This is a genomic window from Hymenobacter endophyticus (genome assembly GCF_032464715.1).
Lineage (GTDB): Bacteria > Bacteroidota > Bacteroidia > Cytophagales > Hymenobacteraceae > Hymenobacter > Hymenobacter endophyticus.
In genome coordinates this window covers 112407-128356 of the sequence record NZ_JAWDJT010000010.1, presented here as the reverse complement: position 1 = coordinate 128356, position 15950 = coordinate 112407, and the positions used below count along the sequence as shown (strand labels likewise).

Annotated in this window: 15 protein-coding genes; 12 read left to right on the top strand and 3 right to left on the bottom strand. The window is 58.2% G+C overall.

All coding sequences use genetic code 11. The features are described 5' to 3' along the window. Positions 1-9 precede the first annotated feature (9 nt). The 7 genes from xseB to ROI90_RS15185 all read left to right on the top strand — a co-directional run bounded on the left by xseB (position 10) and on the right by ROI90_RS15185 (position 3872). The gene (gene xseB, locus ROI90_RS15215; RefSeq protein ID WP_315999210.1) at positions 10-234 is read left to right on the top strand and encodes an exodeoxyribonuclease VII small subunit; all 225 of its coding nucleotides are present in this window, start codon (positions 10-12) and stop codon (positions 232-234) included. Positions 235-315: 81 nt separating this feature from the next. Then, positions 316-675, top strand: a complete 360-nt coding sequence (locus ROI90_RS15210) for a hypothetical protein (RefSeq protein WP_315999209.1) — start codon at positions 316-318, stop codon at positions 673-675. A gap of 15 nt (positions 676-690) precedes the next feature. After that, complete coding sequence (locus ROI90_RS15205; RefSeq protein ID WP_315999208.1) at positions 691-1383, top strand: hypothetical protein; 693 nt, start codon at positions 691-693, stop codon at positions 1381-1383. Between the two features lie 77 nt (positions 1384-1460). Next, a complete protein-coding gene (locus tag ROI90_RS15200; RefSeq protein WP_315999207.1) occupies positions 1461-1685 on the top strand; it encodes a hypothetical protein in 225 nt (74 codons plus the stop codon). Between the two features lie 134 nt (positions 1686-1819). Beyond that, a complete protein-coding gene (locus ROI90_RS15195) occupies positions 1820-2584 on the top strand; it encodes a hypothetical protein (protein ID WP_315999206.1) in 765 nt (254 codons plus the stop codon). Between the two features lie 53 nt (positions 2585-2637). Beyond that, positions 2638-3450: a sensor histidine kinase gene (locus tag ROI90_RS15190; RefSeq protein WP_315999205.1), complete on the top strand. Its 813-nt coding sequence runs from the start codon at positions 2638-2640 to the stop codon at positions 3448-3450. Then, the gene (locus ROI90_RS15185; protein ID WP_315999204.1) at positions 3447-3872 is read left to right on the top strand and encodes a response regulator; all 426 of its coding nucleotides are present in this window, start codon (positions 3447-3449) and stop codon (positions 3870-3872) included. Before ROI90_RS15190 ends, ROI90_RS15185 begins: the two co-directional genes overlap by 4 nt. Before the next feature lie 79 nt (positions 3873-3951). Here the strand turns inward: ROI90_RS15185 and ROI90_RS15180 are convergent, their stop codons facing one another. Both ROI90_RS15180 and ROI90_RS15175 read right to left on the bottom strand, forming a co-directional pair. Further along, positions 3952-6702: a TonB-dependent receptor gene (locus ROI90_RS15180; protein ID WP_315999203.1), complete on the bottom strand. Its 2751-nt coding sequence runs from the start codon at positions 6700-6702 to the stop codon at positions 3952-3954. A gap of 96 nt (positions 6703-6798) precedes the next feature. Next, positions 6799-7155, bottom strand: a complete 357-nt coding sequence (locus ROI90_RS15175) for an MGMT family protein (protein WP_315999202.1) — start codon at positions 7153-7155, stop codon at positions 6799-6801. Positions 7156-7428: 273 nt separating this feature from the next. Here ROI90_RS15175 and ROI90_RS15170 point away from each other — a divergent pair, with 273 nt between their 5' ends. The 4 genes from ROI90_RS15170 to ROI90_RS15155 all read left to right on the top strand — a co-directional run bounded on the left by ROI90_RS15170 (position 7429) and on the right by ROI90_RS15155 (position 13717). Further along, positions 7429-8592, top strand: coding sequence for an efflux RND transporter periplasmic adaptor subunit (locus ROI90_RS15170; RefSeq protein WP_315999201.1), 1164 nt, complete (start codon positions 7429-7431; stop codon positions 8590-8592). Between the two features lie 88 nt (positions 8593-8680). Continuing rightward, a complete protein-coding gene (locus tag ROI90_RS15165) occupies positions 8681-11761 on the top strand; it encodes an efflux RND transporter permease subunit (protein WP_315999200.1) in 3081 nt (1026 codons plus the stop codon). A gap of 27 nt (positions 11762-11788) precedes the next feature. Beyond that, positions 11789-13240: a TolC family protein gene (locus ROI90_RS15160; protein WP_315999199.1), complete on the top strand. Its 1452-nt coding sequence runs from the start codon at positions 11789-11791 to the stop codon at positions 13238-13240. Between the two features lie 294 nt (positions 13241-13534). Beyond that, on the top strand, positions 13535-13717 hold the full coding sequence (locus ROI90_RS15155) for a hypothetical protein (protein WP_315999198.1): 183 nt from the start codon (positions 13535-13537) through the stop codon (positions 13715-13717). 183 nt (positions 13718-13900) lie between these two features. On the opposite strand, the gene ROI90_RS15150 is transcribed toward ROI90_RS15155, so the two are convergent. Beyond that, positions 13901-15172 (bottom strand): zinc dependent phospholipase C family protein, encoded by a 1272-nt coding sequence (locus ROI90_RS15150; protein ID WP_315999197.1) that lies wholly within the window; start codon positions 15170-15172, stop codon positions 13901-13903. 217 nt (positions 15173-15389) lie between these two features. On the opposite strand from ROI90_RS15150, the gene ROI90_RS15145 reads away from it, so the two are divergent. Next, entirely contained in the window at positions 15390-15806 is a 417-nt protein-coding gene (locus ROI90_RS15145) for a hypothetical protein (RefSeq protein WP_315999196.1), read from the top strand. Positions 15807-15950: the final 144 nt, after the last annotated feature.

Below are 15950 nucleotides of genomic sequence, written 5' to 3'. Positions count from 1 at the left end.
TCCCCGCCTATGTCACCCCCGAATATCACCTACCGCCAGGCCATTGAAGAGCTGGAAACCATTCTGCGCGCCCTCGAAACCGATGCCGTGGACGTGGACGACCTCACGGCCCGCGTACAGCGCTCCGCCGAGCTGATTCGCCTGTGCAAACAGAAGCTGCGCTCCGCCGAAACGGCCATTGACCAGGTGTTCGAGAACCTGGAAGAGGAGGACGAGGAATATCCCGAAGAATAAACCAGGCCCGGGCCTATCGGGTATAGGATATCATTTATATTTGGCCACTTCTGCTCCTCATACTCTCTCTGCCTCACACCTATGGCCACCAACGACCTGCAACAAGCCAGCGACTGGACCCGCAATTATCGCACCCAGAATCCCGGCGGTATTAAAGGACACTGCATTCCTGCTGCTACCCTGAACGATATTTTATCCCAGACCGACTGTGTGGGCGTGCGGGCCTATTACGGCTTGGATGATACTGGTGCGCCCAAGCTGATACTGGTAGGCTACGACGCCAATGACAACGACATCCTCAGCGTTACGACCGTAGCGGCGCGCGGCATGATGAGTGAGGAAAATGAAGCAGTTGCGTCACTCAGTTCTTCCGCACAGATAGCAACAGCTTTGCCACCTTGCCCACCTTGCTGTAGCATTGATAACCCACTAAACAGTTAAATACTGTTTACCGAAATGCCCGTTTGGCTTGACACACTGTGCGACATCCTTGAACTGGTAGCCTATTGGGCTATGGTAATTCCTATTGCCATAGCCTACTACAACCGCCACTGGCTGGTTGGCGGCCTCCGGGCACTGCGTTTTGTGCCGCTCTTTCTGCTGGGTATGTACTGTTGCCTGCAAGTGGCCATCCGCTTGTGGGCGTACGGCCTGCCACTTAACCATGTGAATACGGTTGGGGAGACACTGCTGTATTTGAAGGTGTACCATGATGAATTTACGAGCACCGTCATCAAACGCCGTATTCGTGTGGCGGGCGTTGTATTCCTGTGTTTTGCCTGCGTTGATTCCTTTTGGCTGGAGGGTTTTCATCAAATCAATGCTTACACCAACCTGGTGGAAAGCGTACTGATTATTACGCTCGCGCTGCTGTATTTTGAAGTACATATTGTGAGAAGCCAGAAAATTGCGGCTTTGCAAAAACCAATGTTTATTGCCTCTATCGGCATTATATTGTATTTGGTCGGCACCGTCGTACTATACCTGATTACTAATTATTTAATCAATAAGAACGACGGAGAAAATACTCAGTTGGTTTATTCTTCCAGCTCCGTTTTATTGTGCATCATGGCTATTTTATTCAGCCGGTCCTTTTGGTTGGCCCGCCAGACAACACCATCTGGAGAGCTGGGCGTAGCGGGCTCCTAGATTTTTATTACCGCTTCGGGTAGATATGTCCCTATATTACCATTGAATATATATATCTCCCGACCCACGCACACCTGATGCCTTTCACCGACCCCATTCCCGGGTTTAACCCCAATGCAGGAGCCCCCATTGCTCCCACTGAGGCCGAGCAGTGGACCGCCAACTACCGCAACCAGCCCCAGGAAGAACTGGCCGGCCGCAAGCGCACTAAGGCTTATTACTTCGGCAACCAGTTGCTGGATACTATCCAGCAACTGGTTGCGTGGGCATCCGCTTCTACATGGGGCTGGAAGAAGACCTGACCGGCGACAAAAGCAAAGACGAGTACCAGCTGCTGGCCCAACCGGCGAGTTGCTGAATGAGGATGGTATTGTGGGAGACGGTTCGCTGAAATGTCCGTCAGTATGTGATTCTGCAAGCCCCATGAACAGTTGATGTGACCGAATACCTGAGCAACCTGGTGGCATTAATTCGAATTAGCAGTGTTTTGACTGTGGTTCCATTTGCCATCTGTGTCGGCCGAAAGCTTCTGTCCCAAGGGAGCTTTCGGCCGCTGCATTTTTACTTGGCCGGCGACGTGATTTGCATCTTTCTGGATATGTATGGCCGGAAAGTACTACGTAACAATAGCTTTGTCTATCACCTGTCTACTGCTCTTGATGTTACAACGCTTTGCTGGCTGTTTGGCGGGCTCCTGCCTCACAAGCAGCGCCGGATACTTGGCTGGTGCTGGGCCATATTCGCGCTGATAGCTCTCGGTGATGCCCTCTGGCTGGATCCATTCATGAGTAGCATCAATGTAGTCAGCCGCATAGCCGGCAACAGCCTCCTGACGATGCTGGCCATGTACCAGATTTGGAATTTGCAGCCGGCCGGTCGTCCGGAAAAAAATCCGGAGCTTGTTCTGGGGGCCATGGTACTTCTGTATTATCCCTGCTCTACCTTAGTATTCATTGTGCAGGAGTTACTACCGGCCAGCCTCATAGCCCGATTTCCTGGCAACAGTGCCGCTATCAGTAGTATGCTACTCTATCCACCGCTCCGGGTACTGCAAGTGGGGCTGCTGATTTACCTACTGAGCATTTTGCCGGGTGGGCCAGCTCCCCGGCGGGCATTACCCGGGTGGTTGCGCTTCCGGTTCGGAAAGCCGCCCGTAGCCTTGCCTCCAAATATTCACTATCCCATTAACCATTCGAAATAGCCGCGTTTAGCTTACTTTAGCCGAATAGGTATATAACTACCTGCTTTTCTGCAATGCCCGACGCACTTTTACCCTTAGTCCTGGTGACGCCCATTCTGCTTTTGCTGGCACTGGGCATCGTGGGCTTTGTGGTGCGCTACCAGCGGCGGCTGATTCAGCAGCATCAGGAGGTACAGGAATTGCACGAAAGCGCCCAGCAGCAGGCGTTGGAGGCGGCCCTGTTGGCCCAGGAGGAGGAGCGCCGCCGCATTGCCGCTGATTTGCACGACGGTGTGGGCACCACCCTGGCTATTGTGAAGCTGCACCTAAACACGCTCAATCAGCCCGACCTCACCGAGGAAGCCTCCCTGCTACTGGATCAGGCTATCAATGAGGTACGGCGCATTTCGCGCAACCTGCTACCGGCAGCCCTCCAGAAGTTCGGGTTATCATTTGCCCTGGAAGCCCTGGCCCGCACCATGCCCGCCGACGGCCCTACCCACGTAGTGGTGGAGCAGGTGGGCACGCCGCGCCGCCTTGAGCCCAAGCACGAGCTGATTGTGTACCGGGTAGTGCAGGAGCTGCTGGGTAACGGCCTGCGCCACGCCCACGCCAGCCAGATTCACATCATAGTGGAGTACGGCTCAGATCAAATGTCTTTGCAATACTCCGACAACGGCATTGGCTTCGACCCCACCGTTTCGGAACAGCAGCCGCTACCAGGCATACGTACGGGCTTGGGTCTCACCAACCTACGCAGCCGCGTGGGCGTACTGCGTGGTACGCTCCGCCACGAGTCGGCACCGGGCCAGGGCACCAAGGTCTGGATTTCGCTGCCCCTGCCCTATCATCTCGCCAATCAGGCGCCCAACCTATCCCTAGCATGAGCACACCTCCCATTCGCCTGGCTGTCGTTGACGACCACATTTTATTTCGAAAGGGACTTCGCGCCCTCATCAGCGGTTTTCCGGGCATGGAGGTCCTGTTTGAGGCCGGCGACGGGCAGGAGCTGCTGGAGCGCCTGGACCAAGGCACCATTCCGGATGTGATACTGATGGATTTGCAGATGCCCGTGCTCGATGGCCTGCAAACCGTGCGGCTGCTGCGGGTTCAATACCCACAGGTGCGCTCCATCATCATCTCCATGCACGATGAGCCTGAGCTGATTGACTCGCTGCGGGCGGAAGGTGCTCACGGCTACTTGCTTAAGAACGCCAGCCCTGAGGAAGTGTTGGGCGCTATTCAGCGGGCCATTGACACCCGCCCCGGCTCGGGCAACTCCCGGGCTATTCTTACTGCCTCTTTTTAGGAAAGCAACAGCTTAGCCAACAGAAAGCCCCTGACCAACGTGGCCAGGGGCTTTCTGTTGGCTGCGTATTTCTGGGGCGCTACAGCCCCACCGACATACCCAGGGTGAATGTGCGGCCCCGGTTGAAGAAGGCCTGCAGCAGATTCGGGTCGGCCACGTTGGTGCTGTTACGGTTCGATACGTCGGTGAAGTAAAACTCGTTCAGCACATTAAGCACTGAAGCCCGGAAACCGATGCGTACTTTCTCGTTGTACATGGGGCGCAGCTCGTAGCCAAAGTGTAGGTCCAGGTTTTTGCTGGTAGGCAGGCGGTAGGCATCGGTGCGGGAGTTTTCATCCAGAATGCTCTCCGGGTTGAAGGCCGCGTAATACTTCGAGAACACCAGCAGGGAAGGCCGCACATAGAAGCCCCGGATAGGCTCGTAGCGCAAGCCTAGCTGAAACTGATTTTGGGCGGCGTCGCCCACGTGCACGCCATCCAGGTACACCGGCTGGTCAAGCTGGTTTACCTGGATGCCCGATTCCGTTACCTGGTTCAGCAGGCCCTTGCCCACCCAGCGCCAGTCGGCCACGGCAATGGCGGCGTTCAGTTGCAGGCTGCGGCTGATTTCCTGGGCCACGCTCATTTCCACGCCCATATGGCGGGCATTTACGTTCCGGACGGTGCTGTACACTGGCTCCCCGGTAGCCGTAGAGATGGAGTTGGTTGACTTGTTGGCCCACAGGATGTAGTAGGCGTTCAGGGTAGCTTTCAGACTGGGGTAGCTGATACCGTAGCCCAGCTCCACGGAGGTAATGCCTTCCGGCTTCACGTCCCGGTACTGTTGGCCCTGGGAGGTGTATACCTGGTTGAAGAAGGGTACCCGGCTGTTGTGGCCCACGTTCACGAACAGGTTGTTGCGCTCCGTTACGTTGTAGTTGGCCCCGGCTTTCACGCTGTAGCCGGTAAACTCGGCCCAGGGGGTTTCCAGGGTTTTGCCATCGGCGGCGGTGTAGGTGCGGCCGTTGATGGTCTGCGTCTGGTTGAAGGCCACGTCGTAGCTCTGCCCATCCACGGTTACCTGCTTGGGCCGGAAGTAGTCGATGCGCTTGTAGTTGATTTGCGATACGGTGCCACTCACCACGGCCGACAGGACCGGCGTTTTGTACTCCAACTGCGCGTAGCCGCCCAGCCACTGGGTTTTACCGTCGTAGTTGTAGCTGATTTTGTCGCCCTCGTACAGGCGGGTGGTGGGGTCCTCGTTGCGGTTGCCAGCAGTGGTGATGCTGGGGTTCAGGTTGGTGTAGTCGCCACCCAGCAGGTCGCGCACCTCGCGGTAGTGCAGACCCCGGTACAGGCGCCCGTCCACCCCGGCCGAGAGGGTTAGCTTGTCGCCGAGCGAGTAGTCGGCGCCCAGCACGCCCCCGTACCAGCGGTGGCTGTTCACGTTATTCACCAGAAACTGCTGGGCGCGGCGGGTGGGGTTGTTGCGCGGGTCGTTGTAATTCAGCTCGTAAATGCGCTGAAAATCGGTTTGCAGCGTGGTACCGTTCTGCAGAATGGTGCTGGAGTTGCCCGTGGTGAGGCCGGTTACCCCGCCCCCGTTCCCGAAGGAGGCATAGGCTACGGCATTCACAAACAGCTTGCTGTTTACCTGCCAGTAGTCGTTGAGGTTAATCTGGGGCTTGTGGTAGTAGTTGCTGCGCTCATTCAGGTTTTCCTGTTTCTGCGCCACCTTATTGCCGCTGCCATCGAGGGTGAAGCGGCTGAGCGTACCCCAGTAGGGGTTGTACTTGAAGCCCCGGTCACCGTTGGCTAGCGGAGCAGCCCCAATTTCCTGGGCTTTCTGCGTTGAGAACAGGCCTACTTGCTGGGCAAAGCTGCGGGTACCGTGGCTTTGGGGGGAACCCATGCCCGTGAGGGAAATGCGGTGGTTACCGGCCCGCTTGCTGATGTTGCCGAAGTAGGTCCAGGCATCATCAAAGGCTTTATCTACCCACCCCTCCGATAAGCGGCGGGACCCGTACACCGTCACGGCCCAGTCGCCCTTCATGGTGCCGGTGCTCAGCATCAGGGAATATTTCTGGTAGCTGTTGGAGCCGGTTTCTACCCGAGCCAGAATGGCTTTCTTGTCGTCAAAGCCCTTGGTTACGACGTTGATGCTACCGCCCACGGAAGGCACCGAAATCTTGGAGGCCGACAGGCCGCGCTGTACCTGCAGGCTCTTGGTCACGTCGCCCAGGTCCCAGTTCGACCAGAATACCTGGCCGGTTTCCATGTCATTCACGGGCACCCCGTTCACCAGCACGGCCACGTTGCGCTGGTCGAAGCCCCGGATGTTGATGCGTGAGTCGCCGGTACCGCCGCCGCCCTGGGTGGCGTACACACCGGGCGTCTCGTTGAGAATCATCGGCAGGTCGCGGTTGGAAAGGGTTTCACGCAGCTTCACCTCGTTCACGGCCGCAAACGCCACCGGCGTGGAGCGCTCCACGGCCACGCCCAGGGAGCCTACCACCTGCACTTCGTTCAGCGTCGCGCCGTCGGAGGTCAGGTTAAAGGTAGCCGTGGCATTCTGGCTGCCCACCGTCACCTGCTGCTCCAGCAGTTTGTACCCAATAAAGGAAGCCCGCACGGTGTAGGTGCCGGGCTTCAGGCTGGGCACGATATAGGAACCGTTTTCTTCTGCCCCGGCTCCGGTATTGGCCCCGTTGCCCACCACCTGCACGGTAGCGCCGGGCAGCGCTTCCCCCGTTAATTTGTCCAGTACGCGTCCTTTGATGGAATACGTAGCCTGGGCCATGGCTCCCACCGAGGTAGTTAGTAGAGTTCCAGCAAGTAAAAAGTGCTTCATGAAAAAGGGAAATACAACCCGCAAAGGAATTTAAGGCTGTAAAGGTAAGATTTTGACAGGTAGCGCGAAGCAGAAAATACCCCAGCCAACGGGCGGTTATTCCAGCTCCGTAGCCGGGTCCCAGAGCAGCCGCTTGAAGTCCTGGACCTGGTCATCTATCACCCGTATACCCTCCGCCTCCAGGGCCTCCTGCATGGCAGTGGGCGTGGCAAAGTGCTGCTTACCGGTAAGTAACCCGTTGCGGTTGATGACGCGGTGGGCCGGCACATACTCGTTGGCCGTATGGGCGGCCATCATGGCCCAGCCCACCATGCGGGCCCCGTGCCGGGCCCCCAGGTAGTGGGCAATGGTGCCATAGGTAGTTACGCGGCCAACCGGCACTAGCCGCACCACCTCATGCACATCCTGAAAAAAGTTACGCTGCTGCTCCGTGGGGTTGCGAGGAATGGACACGGTGGGAAGGGTGAAATTGTGAAGTGGTGAGTTGGACGTTCAGCCAGATTTGATGATGCAAGTAGTGCAAGTGCAACATCAAACTCACCATTTCACCACTTCCCAATTTCACCTCTCCCCTTCCCCGCGCAACCCGAAGGCGTTTTTGGTGTCTTACCCCCATCTTTCCCTTCCGGCCCCGGCGTCAACCAAAACCAGGTGGTTCGCGTTGTGGCAGTTGCGCCCATCCCCCCTCGTCTCCTCCCCGAACAGGGCTCCATCCGAAGTACCTCCATGCAAACCCAGGAACACCCAACCTCTGACGTAACCGAAACCCGCTCCGGCACCGCTGGCCGCCGCATTATTTGGCTGCTGGTGGCATTGGCGGTGGTGGGCGCATTGGCGTTTGTCAAGATTAAATACTTCCCCTCCCAGAGCCCCGATGCTAAAGGTGGCGGTGGTAAGGGTGCCGCCGGGGGCGGCGGTAAAGGCGGGCCCGGTGGCGGGGGCGGCAAAGGCGGCCAGAAGCTGCCGGTGCAGGTGTACGTGGTGAAGGCCACCAGCCTGGCCGACGAGGTAGCCGCCACCGGTTCCATTCTGGCCGAAGAATCGGTGGTAATCAAAAGCGAAATTTCGGGCAAGATTACCAGCCTCAATATCCGGGAGGGCCAGCCAGTGAGCAAGGGCCAGCTGCTGCTAAGCATCAACGCCGATGAAATTCAGGCGGCCCTGCGCAAGCAGGAATACAACATCAAGCTGTTCCGCGACCAGGAAAAGCGCCAGCGTACTCTGCTGGATAAGGAGTACATCAGCGCCCAGGAATACGAGCAGGCCAACAACCAGCTGCTCACGGCCCAGGCCGATTTGCAGTCGTTGCGAGCCTCTTTGGCCAAGGCCTACGTGCGGGCTCCGTTTGCCGGCGTGCTGGGCCTGACCACCGCCACGGTGGGCACCTACGTGAGCCCCGGGGCCGAAATTACCACGCTTTCCAAGGTGCGGCCCGTCAAAATCAGCTTCACGGTGCCCAGCCGCTTTTCCAGCCTGGTGCGCACCGGCGACCCTATCGTCATTACCGACGAGGCGTCCAACAAGAAGTACGAAGCTAAGGTGTACGCCCTCGACCCGCAGATTGACCCCGTGAGCCGCACCCAGACCGTGCGCGCCCGCTATGCCAACACCCGCGACGAGCTACGCCCTGGTGCCTTTGTGAAGGTGAACCTGCAATTGGGCCAGACCGCCGACGCTCTGCAGGTGCCCACCGAGGCCGTTATTCCGGAAGCTACCGGCTACAGCGTATACACCGTGCAGAAGGGCAAAATGGTGCCGAAAAAGGTGAAAATCGGGGTGCGCTCCGACCGCCTCATCCAGATTACCGACGGCCTGGCCGTGGGCGACTCCGTCATCCGTACCGGCATTCTACAAGTGAAGCCAGGCGACGCAGTAAAGGTGACCAAGTAAGATTTCTCGCAGTGTTTCGCAGTGTGCTGACGACTGACCACTGCGAAACACTGCTTTTCCACTGCGAAACACCGCGAGAAACAAACGTATGAGCTTATCCAGCACTAGTATCAACCGCCCGGTTCTCGCCATTGTGATGAGCCTAGTGATTGTGATTTTCGGGGTGATTGGGTTCCGGTATCTGAGCGTGCGGGAATACCCGAGCGTGGACCCACCCATCATTACCGTGTCGGCCAGCTACACCGGGGCCTCGGCCGACGTAATGCAGGGCCAGGTAACGGAGCCGCTGGAAGAAGCCCTCAACGGCATCCAGGGCATCAAAAACCTGACCTCCAACTCCCGGGACGGCCGCACCCAGATTACGGTAGAATTCGACCTCGACGCCGACCTGGAAACGGCCGCCAACGACGTGCGCGACAAAGTTTCGGGGGCCCAGGGCCGCTTGCCGCGGGATATTGACCCGCCCATTGTGAGCAAGGCCAACGCCGACTCCCAACCCATTGTGATGACTTACCTCAGCTCCAGCAAACGCACGCTGCTGGAGCTGACCGATTACGCCAATAACACCCTGAAAGAGCGCCTGCAGACGATTCCGGGCGTGTCGGAGGTGCGGGTGTATGGGGAGCGGAAGTACTCCATGCGCCTGTGGCTGGACCCGGTGAAGCTCTCAGCCCTGAGCGTAAGCCCCGTGGACGTGCAGGCTGCCCTCGCCCGCGAAAACGTGGAGCTGCCCAGCGGCGCGGTGCAGGGCCAAGCCACTCAGCTCACGCTGCGTACCATGGGCCGCCTGAGCTCCGTGGAGGATTTTAACAACCTGATTATCCGCAAGGATGCGTCTTCCCTGGTGCGGCTCTCCGACATTGGTTACGCCGAGCTCTACCCCGAAAACGACCAGACCATCTTCAAGGTAAACGGCGTGCCCATGGTGGGCCTGGCCGTTATTCCGCAGCCGGGCTCCAACCAGATTGATATTGCCGACGAGTTCAACAAGCGCATCGAGCTGTACGGCAAGGACTTGCCCAAGGACCTGGTGCTCAAGCCGGGCTTCGATAACTCAGTGTTCATCCGTCAATCCATCAACGAGGTGGAGCATACCATCATTGAGGCCTTCGTGTTGGTGGTGGTGATTATCTTCCTTTTCCTGCGCGACTGGCGTTCTACCATTATTCCGGTGGTAGCCATTCCGGTGTCGTTAGTGGGTATTTTCTTCGTGATGTACCTGATGAATTTCTCCATCAACGTGCTCACGCTCCTGGCCGTGGTACTGGCCATTGGCCTGGTAGTGGACGACGCTATTGTGGTGCTGGAAAACATCTACTCCCGCATTGAGGAGGGCGAGGACCCCAAAACGGCCGCCATCAAGGGCTCCGAGGAAATTTTGATGGCCGTTATCAGTACCACGGTGGTGCTGGCGGCAGTATTCCTGCCGGTGGTGTTCCTCACGGGTATCACGGGGCGCCTGTTCCGGGAGTTTGGCATTGTGGTAGCCGGCTCGGTACTGATTTCGGCGTTTGTATCCCTGACACTGACGCCCATGATGTGCTCGGTGCTGCTTAAGCGGGAGGAAAAGCATAACTGGTTCTACCGCAAAACCGAGCCCTTCTTCGAGAAGATGATTAACGGCTACAAAGGCAGCCTCGAAACCTTTTTGCGCAACCGTTGGCTGGCCTGGCTGGTAGTGGCGGGCACGGGCGTAGGCATCTGGTATTTTATGGGTGCCATTCCCTCGGAGCTGGCCCCGGTGGAAGACCGGAGCCGCATCAACCTGAACGCCACCGGCCCCGAGGGTGCCTCTTTTGAGTTCATGGATGCCTACATGGCCCAGCTTACCCAAATGGCCATGGACTCGGCCGGGGAGCAGAACCTGAGCAGCGTATTTGCCGTGACTTCCCCGGGCTTCGGGGGCGGCTCCAACTCGGGTACGGCCCGGGTGCTGCTGCTGGAAGCCGACAAGCGCCCCCTGCCCCAGCCGGCCATTGCCGACAAGCTGAGCGCGGGCGTGAAAAAGCTCTCGGCGGCTCGCACTTCCGTGAGCCAGGACCAGAGCATAGGCGGCGGGGGCGGCGGCCTGCCGGTGCAGTTCGTTATCCAGACCCAGGACTTCGATAAGCTGCGCACGGCCGTACCTAAATTCCTCGACGCGGCCCGCCAGGATCCTACTTTCCAGTTCGTGGACGTGAACCTCAAGTTCAACAAGCCCGAGCTGCGCGTAAATATTGACCGAGAAAAGGCCCAGAGCCTGGGCGTATCGGTACAGAGCATTTCCCAGACCTTGCAGTCGGGTTTGAGCGGGCAGCGTTACGGCTACTTTATCCGGGAGGGTAAGCAGTACCAGATTATCGGGCAGGTGGCCCGCGAAGACCGGAGCCAGCCGCTGGATGTACGCCTGCTGTCGGTGAAAAACGCCAACGGTGAGCTGATCCAGCTGGACAACGTGATTCGGCTGGTGGAAAGCAGCACCCCGCCCCAGCTCTACCGCTTCAACCGCTATAACTCCGCCACCTTCTCGGCTTCCCTAGCCCCCGGCCGTACCCTCGGGGATGGTATTGCCGCCATGCAGGCCATTGCCGACAAAAACCTCGACGACACCTTCAGCACCGAACTGGCCGGTTCCTCCCGCGACTTCCAGGAAAGCTCCAGTAGCCTCGTGTTTGCCTTCGGGCTGGCCCTGGTGCTGATTTACCTGGTGCTGGCGGCACAGTTTGAGAGCTTCCGCGACCCTGTGATTATCATGGTGACGGTACCGCTGGCGTTGTCGGGGGCGCTGCTCAGCCTGTGGTACTTCAACCAGACGCTCAACCTCTTCTCCCAGATCGGCATTATCATGCTGGTGGGCCTGGTGACCAAGAACGGTATCCTCATCGTGGAATTTGCCAACCAGCAGGTGGAAAATGGCAAAGACTACATGACCGGCCTGATTGAAGGGGCCACGGCCCGTTTCCGCCCCATTCTGATGACTTCGCTCTGCGCCATTTTGGGCATTCTGCCCATTGCGGTGGCTACTGGCGCGGGTGCGCTCAGCCGCCGGGCCATGGGCATCGGCGTAGTGGGCGGGCTGTTTTTTGCCACGGCCCTCACGCTGTACGTGGTGCCGGTTATGTATTCCTACTTTGCTACGGCCAAGAAGCACAAGCACGCCGAAGCCGAAGAAAAAGCCGTGGCTGCTTAGGAACCGGCACGTTCTGCTCCACCCTCCATGCCCGTTTCGCAGTTGATTTCCCTCATGCCTCGTTCCTTCCTTTTCGCCCTGCTGCTGGCTGCTCCCCTGCCCTTGCTGGCCCAACGGCCAGTATTACCGGCCCGCACGCCGGCCACGCAGCCCCAGAGCAAACCCCAGACGGAAAAGCCCGAAACCGTGGCTCCGGCCCCCGCCCTCACGCTGGCGGAGGCCATTCGGATGGGTATTGAAAACAACTATAACATCCGCCTCTCCCGGCAGGACGAGCGTATTGCCGAAAACAACGTAACGCGGGGCAACGCCGGGCAGCTGCCGGTAGTGAACGGCAACTTCACCCGCACCTTCAACCGCAACAATGTGCGGCAGGAATCATCGAGCCGGCCTGAACCCAGCATTGCCAACGGTGCTAAATCCAACCAACTGAACGGCAATGTGGCTGCCACCTGGACCATTTTCGATGGGTTCGGAATGTTCATTGCCTACGACCGGCTGCAGGCCTTGGAGCAGAGTCAGCAACAGCTCACGCGGGCCACGGTGGAGGAAAATGTAGCCAGCATTACCGATGCCTATTTTGTGGTAGTGCGCGAATCGGGCAAAATCAAGTCGATTGAGGAAGCCCTGAAAATCGGGCAGGCCCGCATCGACCTGACTCAGGCCCGGGTGGATGTGGGCGTGGCAGCTAAGGTAGAGGTGCTCACGGCCCGCGTGGATTACAACGCTGACCGCTCCATCCTCATTCAGCAGCAGGAGGCGTTGCAAACGGCCAAAATCAACCTCAACAATCTATTGGGTCGCAACCCTAACCTTAACTTTCAGCCTCAGGACTCTATTGTAGTAGCCCAGGACCTGAACCGGGACGCGGTGCTAGCCCAGATTCGGCAGAGTAACCCCCGCCTGCAACAGGCGCGTACCAATACCGAAGTGGCCACCTACGACCGGAAACTGGTGCGCGCTTCCCGGTTTCCGCAAATCGGGCTGACCTCAGGATACGGGCTAAACCGTAATATCAACGGGGCGGCATTTTTCGGTAACCAGCTAGTAACTAACACCGGCCGCACCTACGGCCTAAATTACGGCGTAGTGGCCTCCGTACCCATTTTCGACGGCTTCAACCGCAACCGCCTGGAGCAGAACGCCCGTATTGCCGAGGAACAAAGCCAGCTCCAACTCGACCAAACCCAACTGCAACTGGATACGGAGGCCGAACAGGCCTGGGCCCAGTACCAGAACCGTCTGCAGTTGTTGGAGCTGGAGGAAGCAAATATTCTATTAGCCCGCGAAAACGTGGCCATTGCGTTGGAGCGCTACCGCCTCGGCCTGCTCACGCCCCTGGACCTGCGCGTGGCTCAGCGCACCCAGCTCGATGCGGAAGTACGCCTGCTGGACATCCGTTACCAGGCCAAGCAGGCTGAAATTGTACTGCGACGCCTCAGCAGCGGGCTGGTGCAAGAAACGGCCGCTACCAACTGAGGCCGCCCTCACGCGGGCACACTCATCACTTAAAAAATCAGGGGGCTTGGAAGGATTGCCGGAGTTTAGTCATCCTGATCAACTCCTTAAAATCAGAGTTTTTGAGCTTTTGAGCGCCCGTTCCCTTGTACCTAGGGAGCGGGCGCTTTTGTTTGGCAACAAGTAATCCACCCTCAAAGCAACCGAATTCAGAGAGAAATACAGCCGGTCCGGCGAAGTAATGGGGCTGAACAAAGCGTGTCTGTTAGGTTTGTAGCAATACTACGCCTCTCCCACTTCACACACCTGTTGCTCATGGTCTTACGCCTGTTCAAACTCAGCCTCATTCTGTTCGCTTTGTCGTTTTGCTTACCCAATCAGGTATCGGCGGCTGGTTTGTTTGGAGGTCGTTTTCTGCCCACGGTAAAGGCCAAGCTGCGCGGCTACTCACACGTTCACCGTCCGAACTACCGCCTGTACCGCCCTTATCACCGCTAAGATTTGGCTACCCAGCACTCATAATCCCTCACGCATAGCCAAGTGGTGTGCGTGAGGTTCTTTTTGCAGCATAGGTGTCAGTCAGGCACCCTTATTATTAGCCATTTTGGCCTTTTTAGCTGGCATGCGGGCAAGTGGAAGGAAGCTCGGTTCCAAGCAGCATACTGCTGACTTCCGGCTGGCTTACTGCTGCTCTGGTTTGTAAGTACGCAGCTGCTGCAGTGCCTCTATAGTTTCCTTGCGCTTGTCGCCTTCTTTTTCCTCTTCGCCTTTCGGCTCCTGGGTGGGGGTGCTGAAAAAGGCCAGTATGTGCTGCTGCTGCGTTGCCGTAAGGTGCTCAAACTTCTTATCCGACAGCTTGCGCAGCCACTCCCCGTAGGTTTCATCGGTAAGCGCGTACTCGCCTAGCTTGGTAGGCCGGCCCGTGTCAAAATCGGTGTTGGCCAGCGGTTGGGAGGCGGCGGTACTGTCGCGCGGCTCCTTCTCCAGCATAGTGCAGTACTTGCGCTGCACATCCTGAAAGCTGGCCTTAAAAATCTCCTGGGCTTCGGGAGTGGGCAGCTTGAAAGCAAACGGCCGAAGCGGCCCGATTTTGGGCAGCACCCGCACAAAGTAGGACAGCATGCGGGCCCCGGTACCGGGGTGCTCGTAATCGGTGCCGTAACGCTGCCGGTACTCCCGCTCACTTTCCTTGTATACATACTCGCGGCGGCGGGCCCGGGGACTGAGCCGGCGGATTTCCTTTTTCTGGCTTTGCCAGGCTGCTCGGCTGGCAATTGGAATGAGGCTGCGCACGGCAAACCGGAATGAGCTGATGGCTAGGTCCACGTTAAAGATGACCTGCCCCAGTTCCAGCCCATACGTTTTCAGAAAAGCCCGCTCCAATACCGGCTTGCTTACCTGAAACCCAATGTAGCGCTGGTAATCGGCCGTGCGGTAGCGGCCGGCCGCCACCTGCACCACATCAAAGGCAAACTCCAGCTGAGTGTGCTGAATAGGGGCTTCCTCGTAGGTGATATGGTCGCCGAATTTGGCTTTCAGCTCGGGATACACGCTGGGCATGGCGCGGTTGGTACCCTCGGGGTGGCCGTTGATGTCGGCGGCGTAGTGCGCCAGCGCCCCCAGGGCAAAAGCATACTCATTGCGGCTGTTGGCCTCGTTGAGCAGGTTGCGCACGAAGTCACCGGAACGGACGTAATGCGTGAGGTTGGTGAATAGCACCGAGCCGAACGGATAATATCCCATATCCTGCAGAATGGAGCCCCCGTACGCATAGCTCTTAGCCTCTTTCAGCTGCTCCTCGGTGGTGCCAGGATAGCGGCCCTGCAGCAACGGCACCAGGCAGCGCTGCCAACTAGAGTCGATGTTGGCCTGGTGCGTGAGTACAGAGTAAGCGCGGGCGGGTAAGGCAGTCAGCCCCAGCAGCACGGCCAAGGCAAGTATCCATTTGTACATACAGAGGGGCCCCGGCAGATACTAGGCAACCACAGGCTTCCTCAGTACGGTTGCGCTGGTAAGGTGGTTGTAGGTACATGATTCCGGGCAGTGAAAAGCTCCAGTTGCGAAAAGCCGTCGGCGGTTTTAGTAGCATCTGAATTCAGAAACCTTCCAAATTTCAGTAGCAACATAGGTTTATCCGTCCAATCCAGCCGTTCAGCCGTACCTTTACGCCGTGAAGCAAGTGGTAGCCTTCTTTCTGGGGATTCTGATGCTCGTGAGTGGCTTGGTGCCGCAGAATGACTTGTCGGAACTGGGGAAACTGCCCGAGCTGGCCCAGCACTACCGTTACCACCGGGCCCTGGCCGGCGGCAGCTTGTCGCCGCTGGCGTTTCTGACGCTGCACTACGGCCCCCACGGCGCCAACCACCGCCGCCACCCCTACTCCCAGCGCGATGAGCAGGACCATCACAAGCTCCCGCTGGAACAGCACCACCACGACTGCATGATGGTTGGTTTCGTGCTGCCCCTTGGCCGGGTGCTCCTGCCCCCACGCCCCCTCACCTGGCCCGCCGCCGCCTACCGCGTGGCCCCCGGCCCGCTCTACGCCTTCAGCGTGAGCAACCCACTGCTGCAGCCGCCCCGAGCGTAGCTACCCGAAGCTCTTGGGCGCAGTGCGTCCCGGCTTCCCGTAGTCTTTTCGCTCATTCCGTTATAATATGATTTCTGTCATCCTGGGCGGAGCGAAGGACCTTATCACGTCAGAACGAGTTGTTCAGGAATAAGCTGACGTGAT

Excerpts from the sequence above, each read along its gene's own strand:
- xseB (WP_315999210.1), top strand. The coding sequence starts at position 10 with ATGTCACCCCCGAATATCACCTACCGCCAGGCCATTGAAGAGCTGGAA.
- ROI90_RS15210 (WP_315999209.1), top strand. The coding sequence starts at position 316 with ATGGCCACCAACGACCTGCAACAAGCCAGCGACTGGACCCGCAATTAT.
- ROI90_RS15205 (WP_315999208.1), top strand. The coding sequence starts at position 691 with ATGCCCGTTTGGCTTGACACACTGTGCGACATCCTTGAACTGGTAGCC.
- ROI90_RS15200 (WP_315999207.1), top strand. The coding sequence starts at position 1,461 with ATGCCTTTCACCGACCCCATTCCCGGGTTTAACCCCAATGCAGGAGCC.
- ROI90_RS15190 (WP_315999205.1), top strand. The coding sequence starts at position 2,638 with ATGCCCGACGCACTTTTACCCTTAGTCCTGGTGACGCCCATTCTGCTT.
- ROI90_RS15185 (WP_315999204.1), top strand. The coding sequence starts at position 3,447 with ATGAGCACACCTCCCATTCGCCTGGCTGTCGTTGACGACCACATTTTA.
- ROI90_RS15180 (WP_315999203.1), bottom strand. The coding sequence starts at position 6,702 with ATGAAGCACTTTTTACTTGCTGGAACTCTACTAACTACCTCGGTGGGA.
- ROI90_RS15170 (WP_315999201.1), top strand. The coding sequence starts at position 7,429 with ATGCAAACCCAGGAACACCCAACCTCTGACGTAACCGAAACCCGCTCC.
- ROI90_RS15165 (WP_315999200.1), top strand. The coding sequence starts at position 8,681 with ATGAGCTTATCCAGCACTAGTATCAACCGCCCGGTTCTCGCCATTGTG.
- ROI90_RS15160 (WP_315999199.1), top strand. The coding sequence starts at position 11,789 with ATGCCCGTTTCGCAGTTGATTTCCCTCATGCCTCGTTCCTTCCTTTTC.
- ROI90_RS15155 (WP_315999198.1), top strand. The coding sequence starts at position 13,535 with ATGGTCTTACGCCTGTTCAAACTCAGCCTCATTCTGTTCGCTTTGTCG.
- ROI90_RS15150 (WP_315999197.1), bottom strand. The coding sequence starts at position 15,172 with ATGTACAAATGGATACTTGCCTTGGCCGTGCTGCTGGGGCTGACTGCC.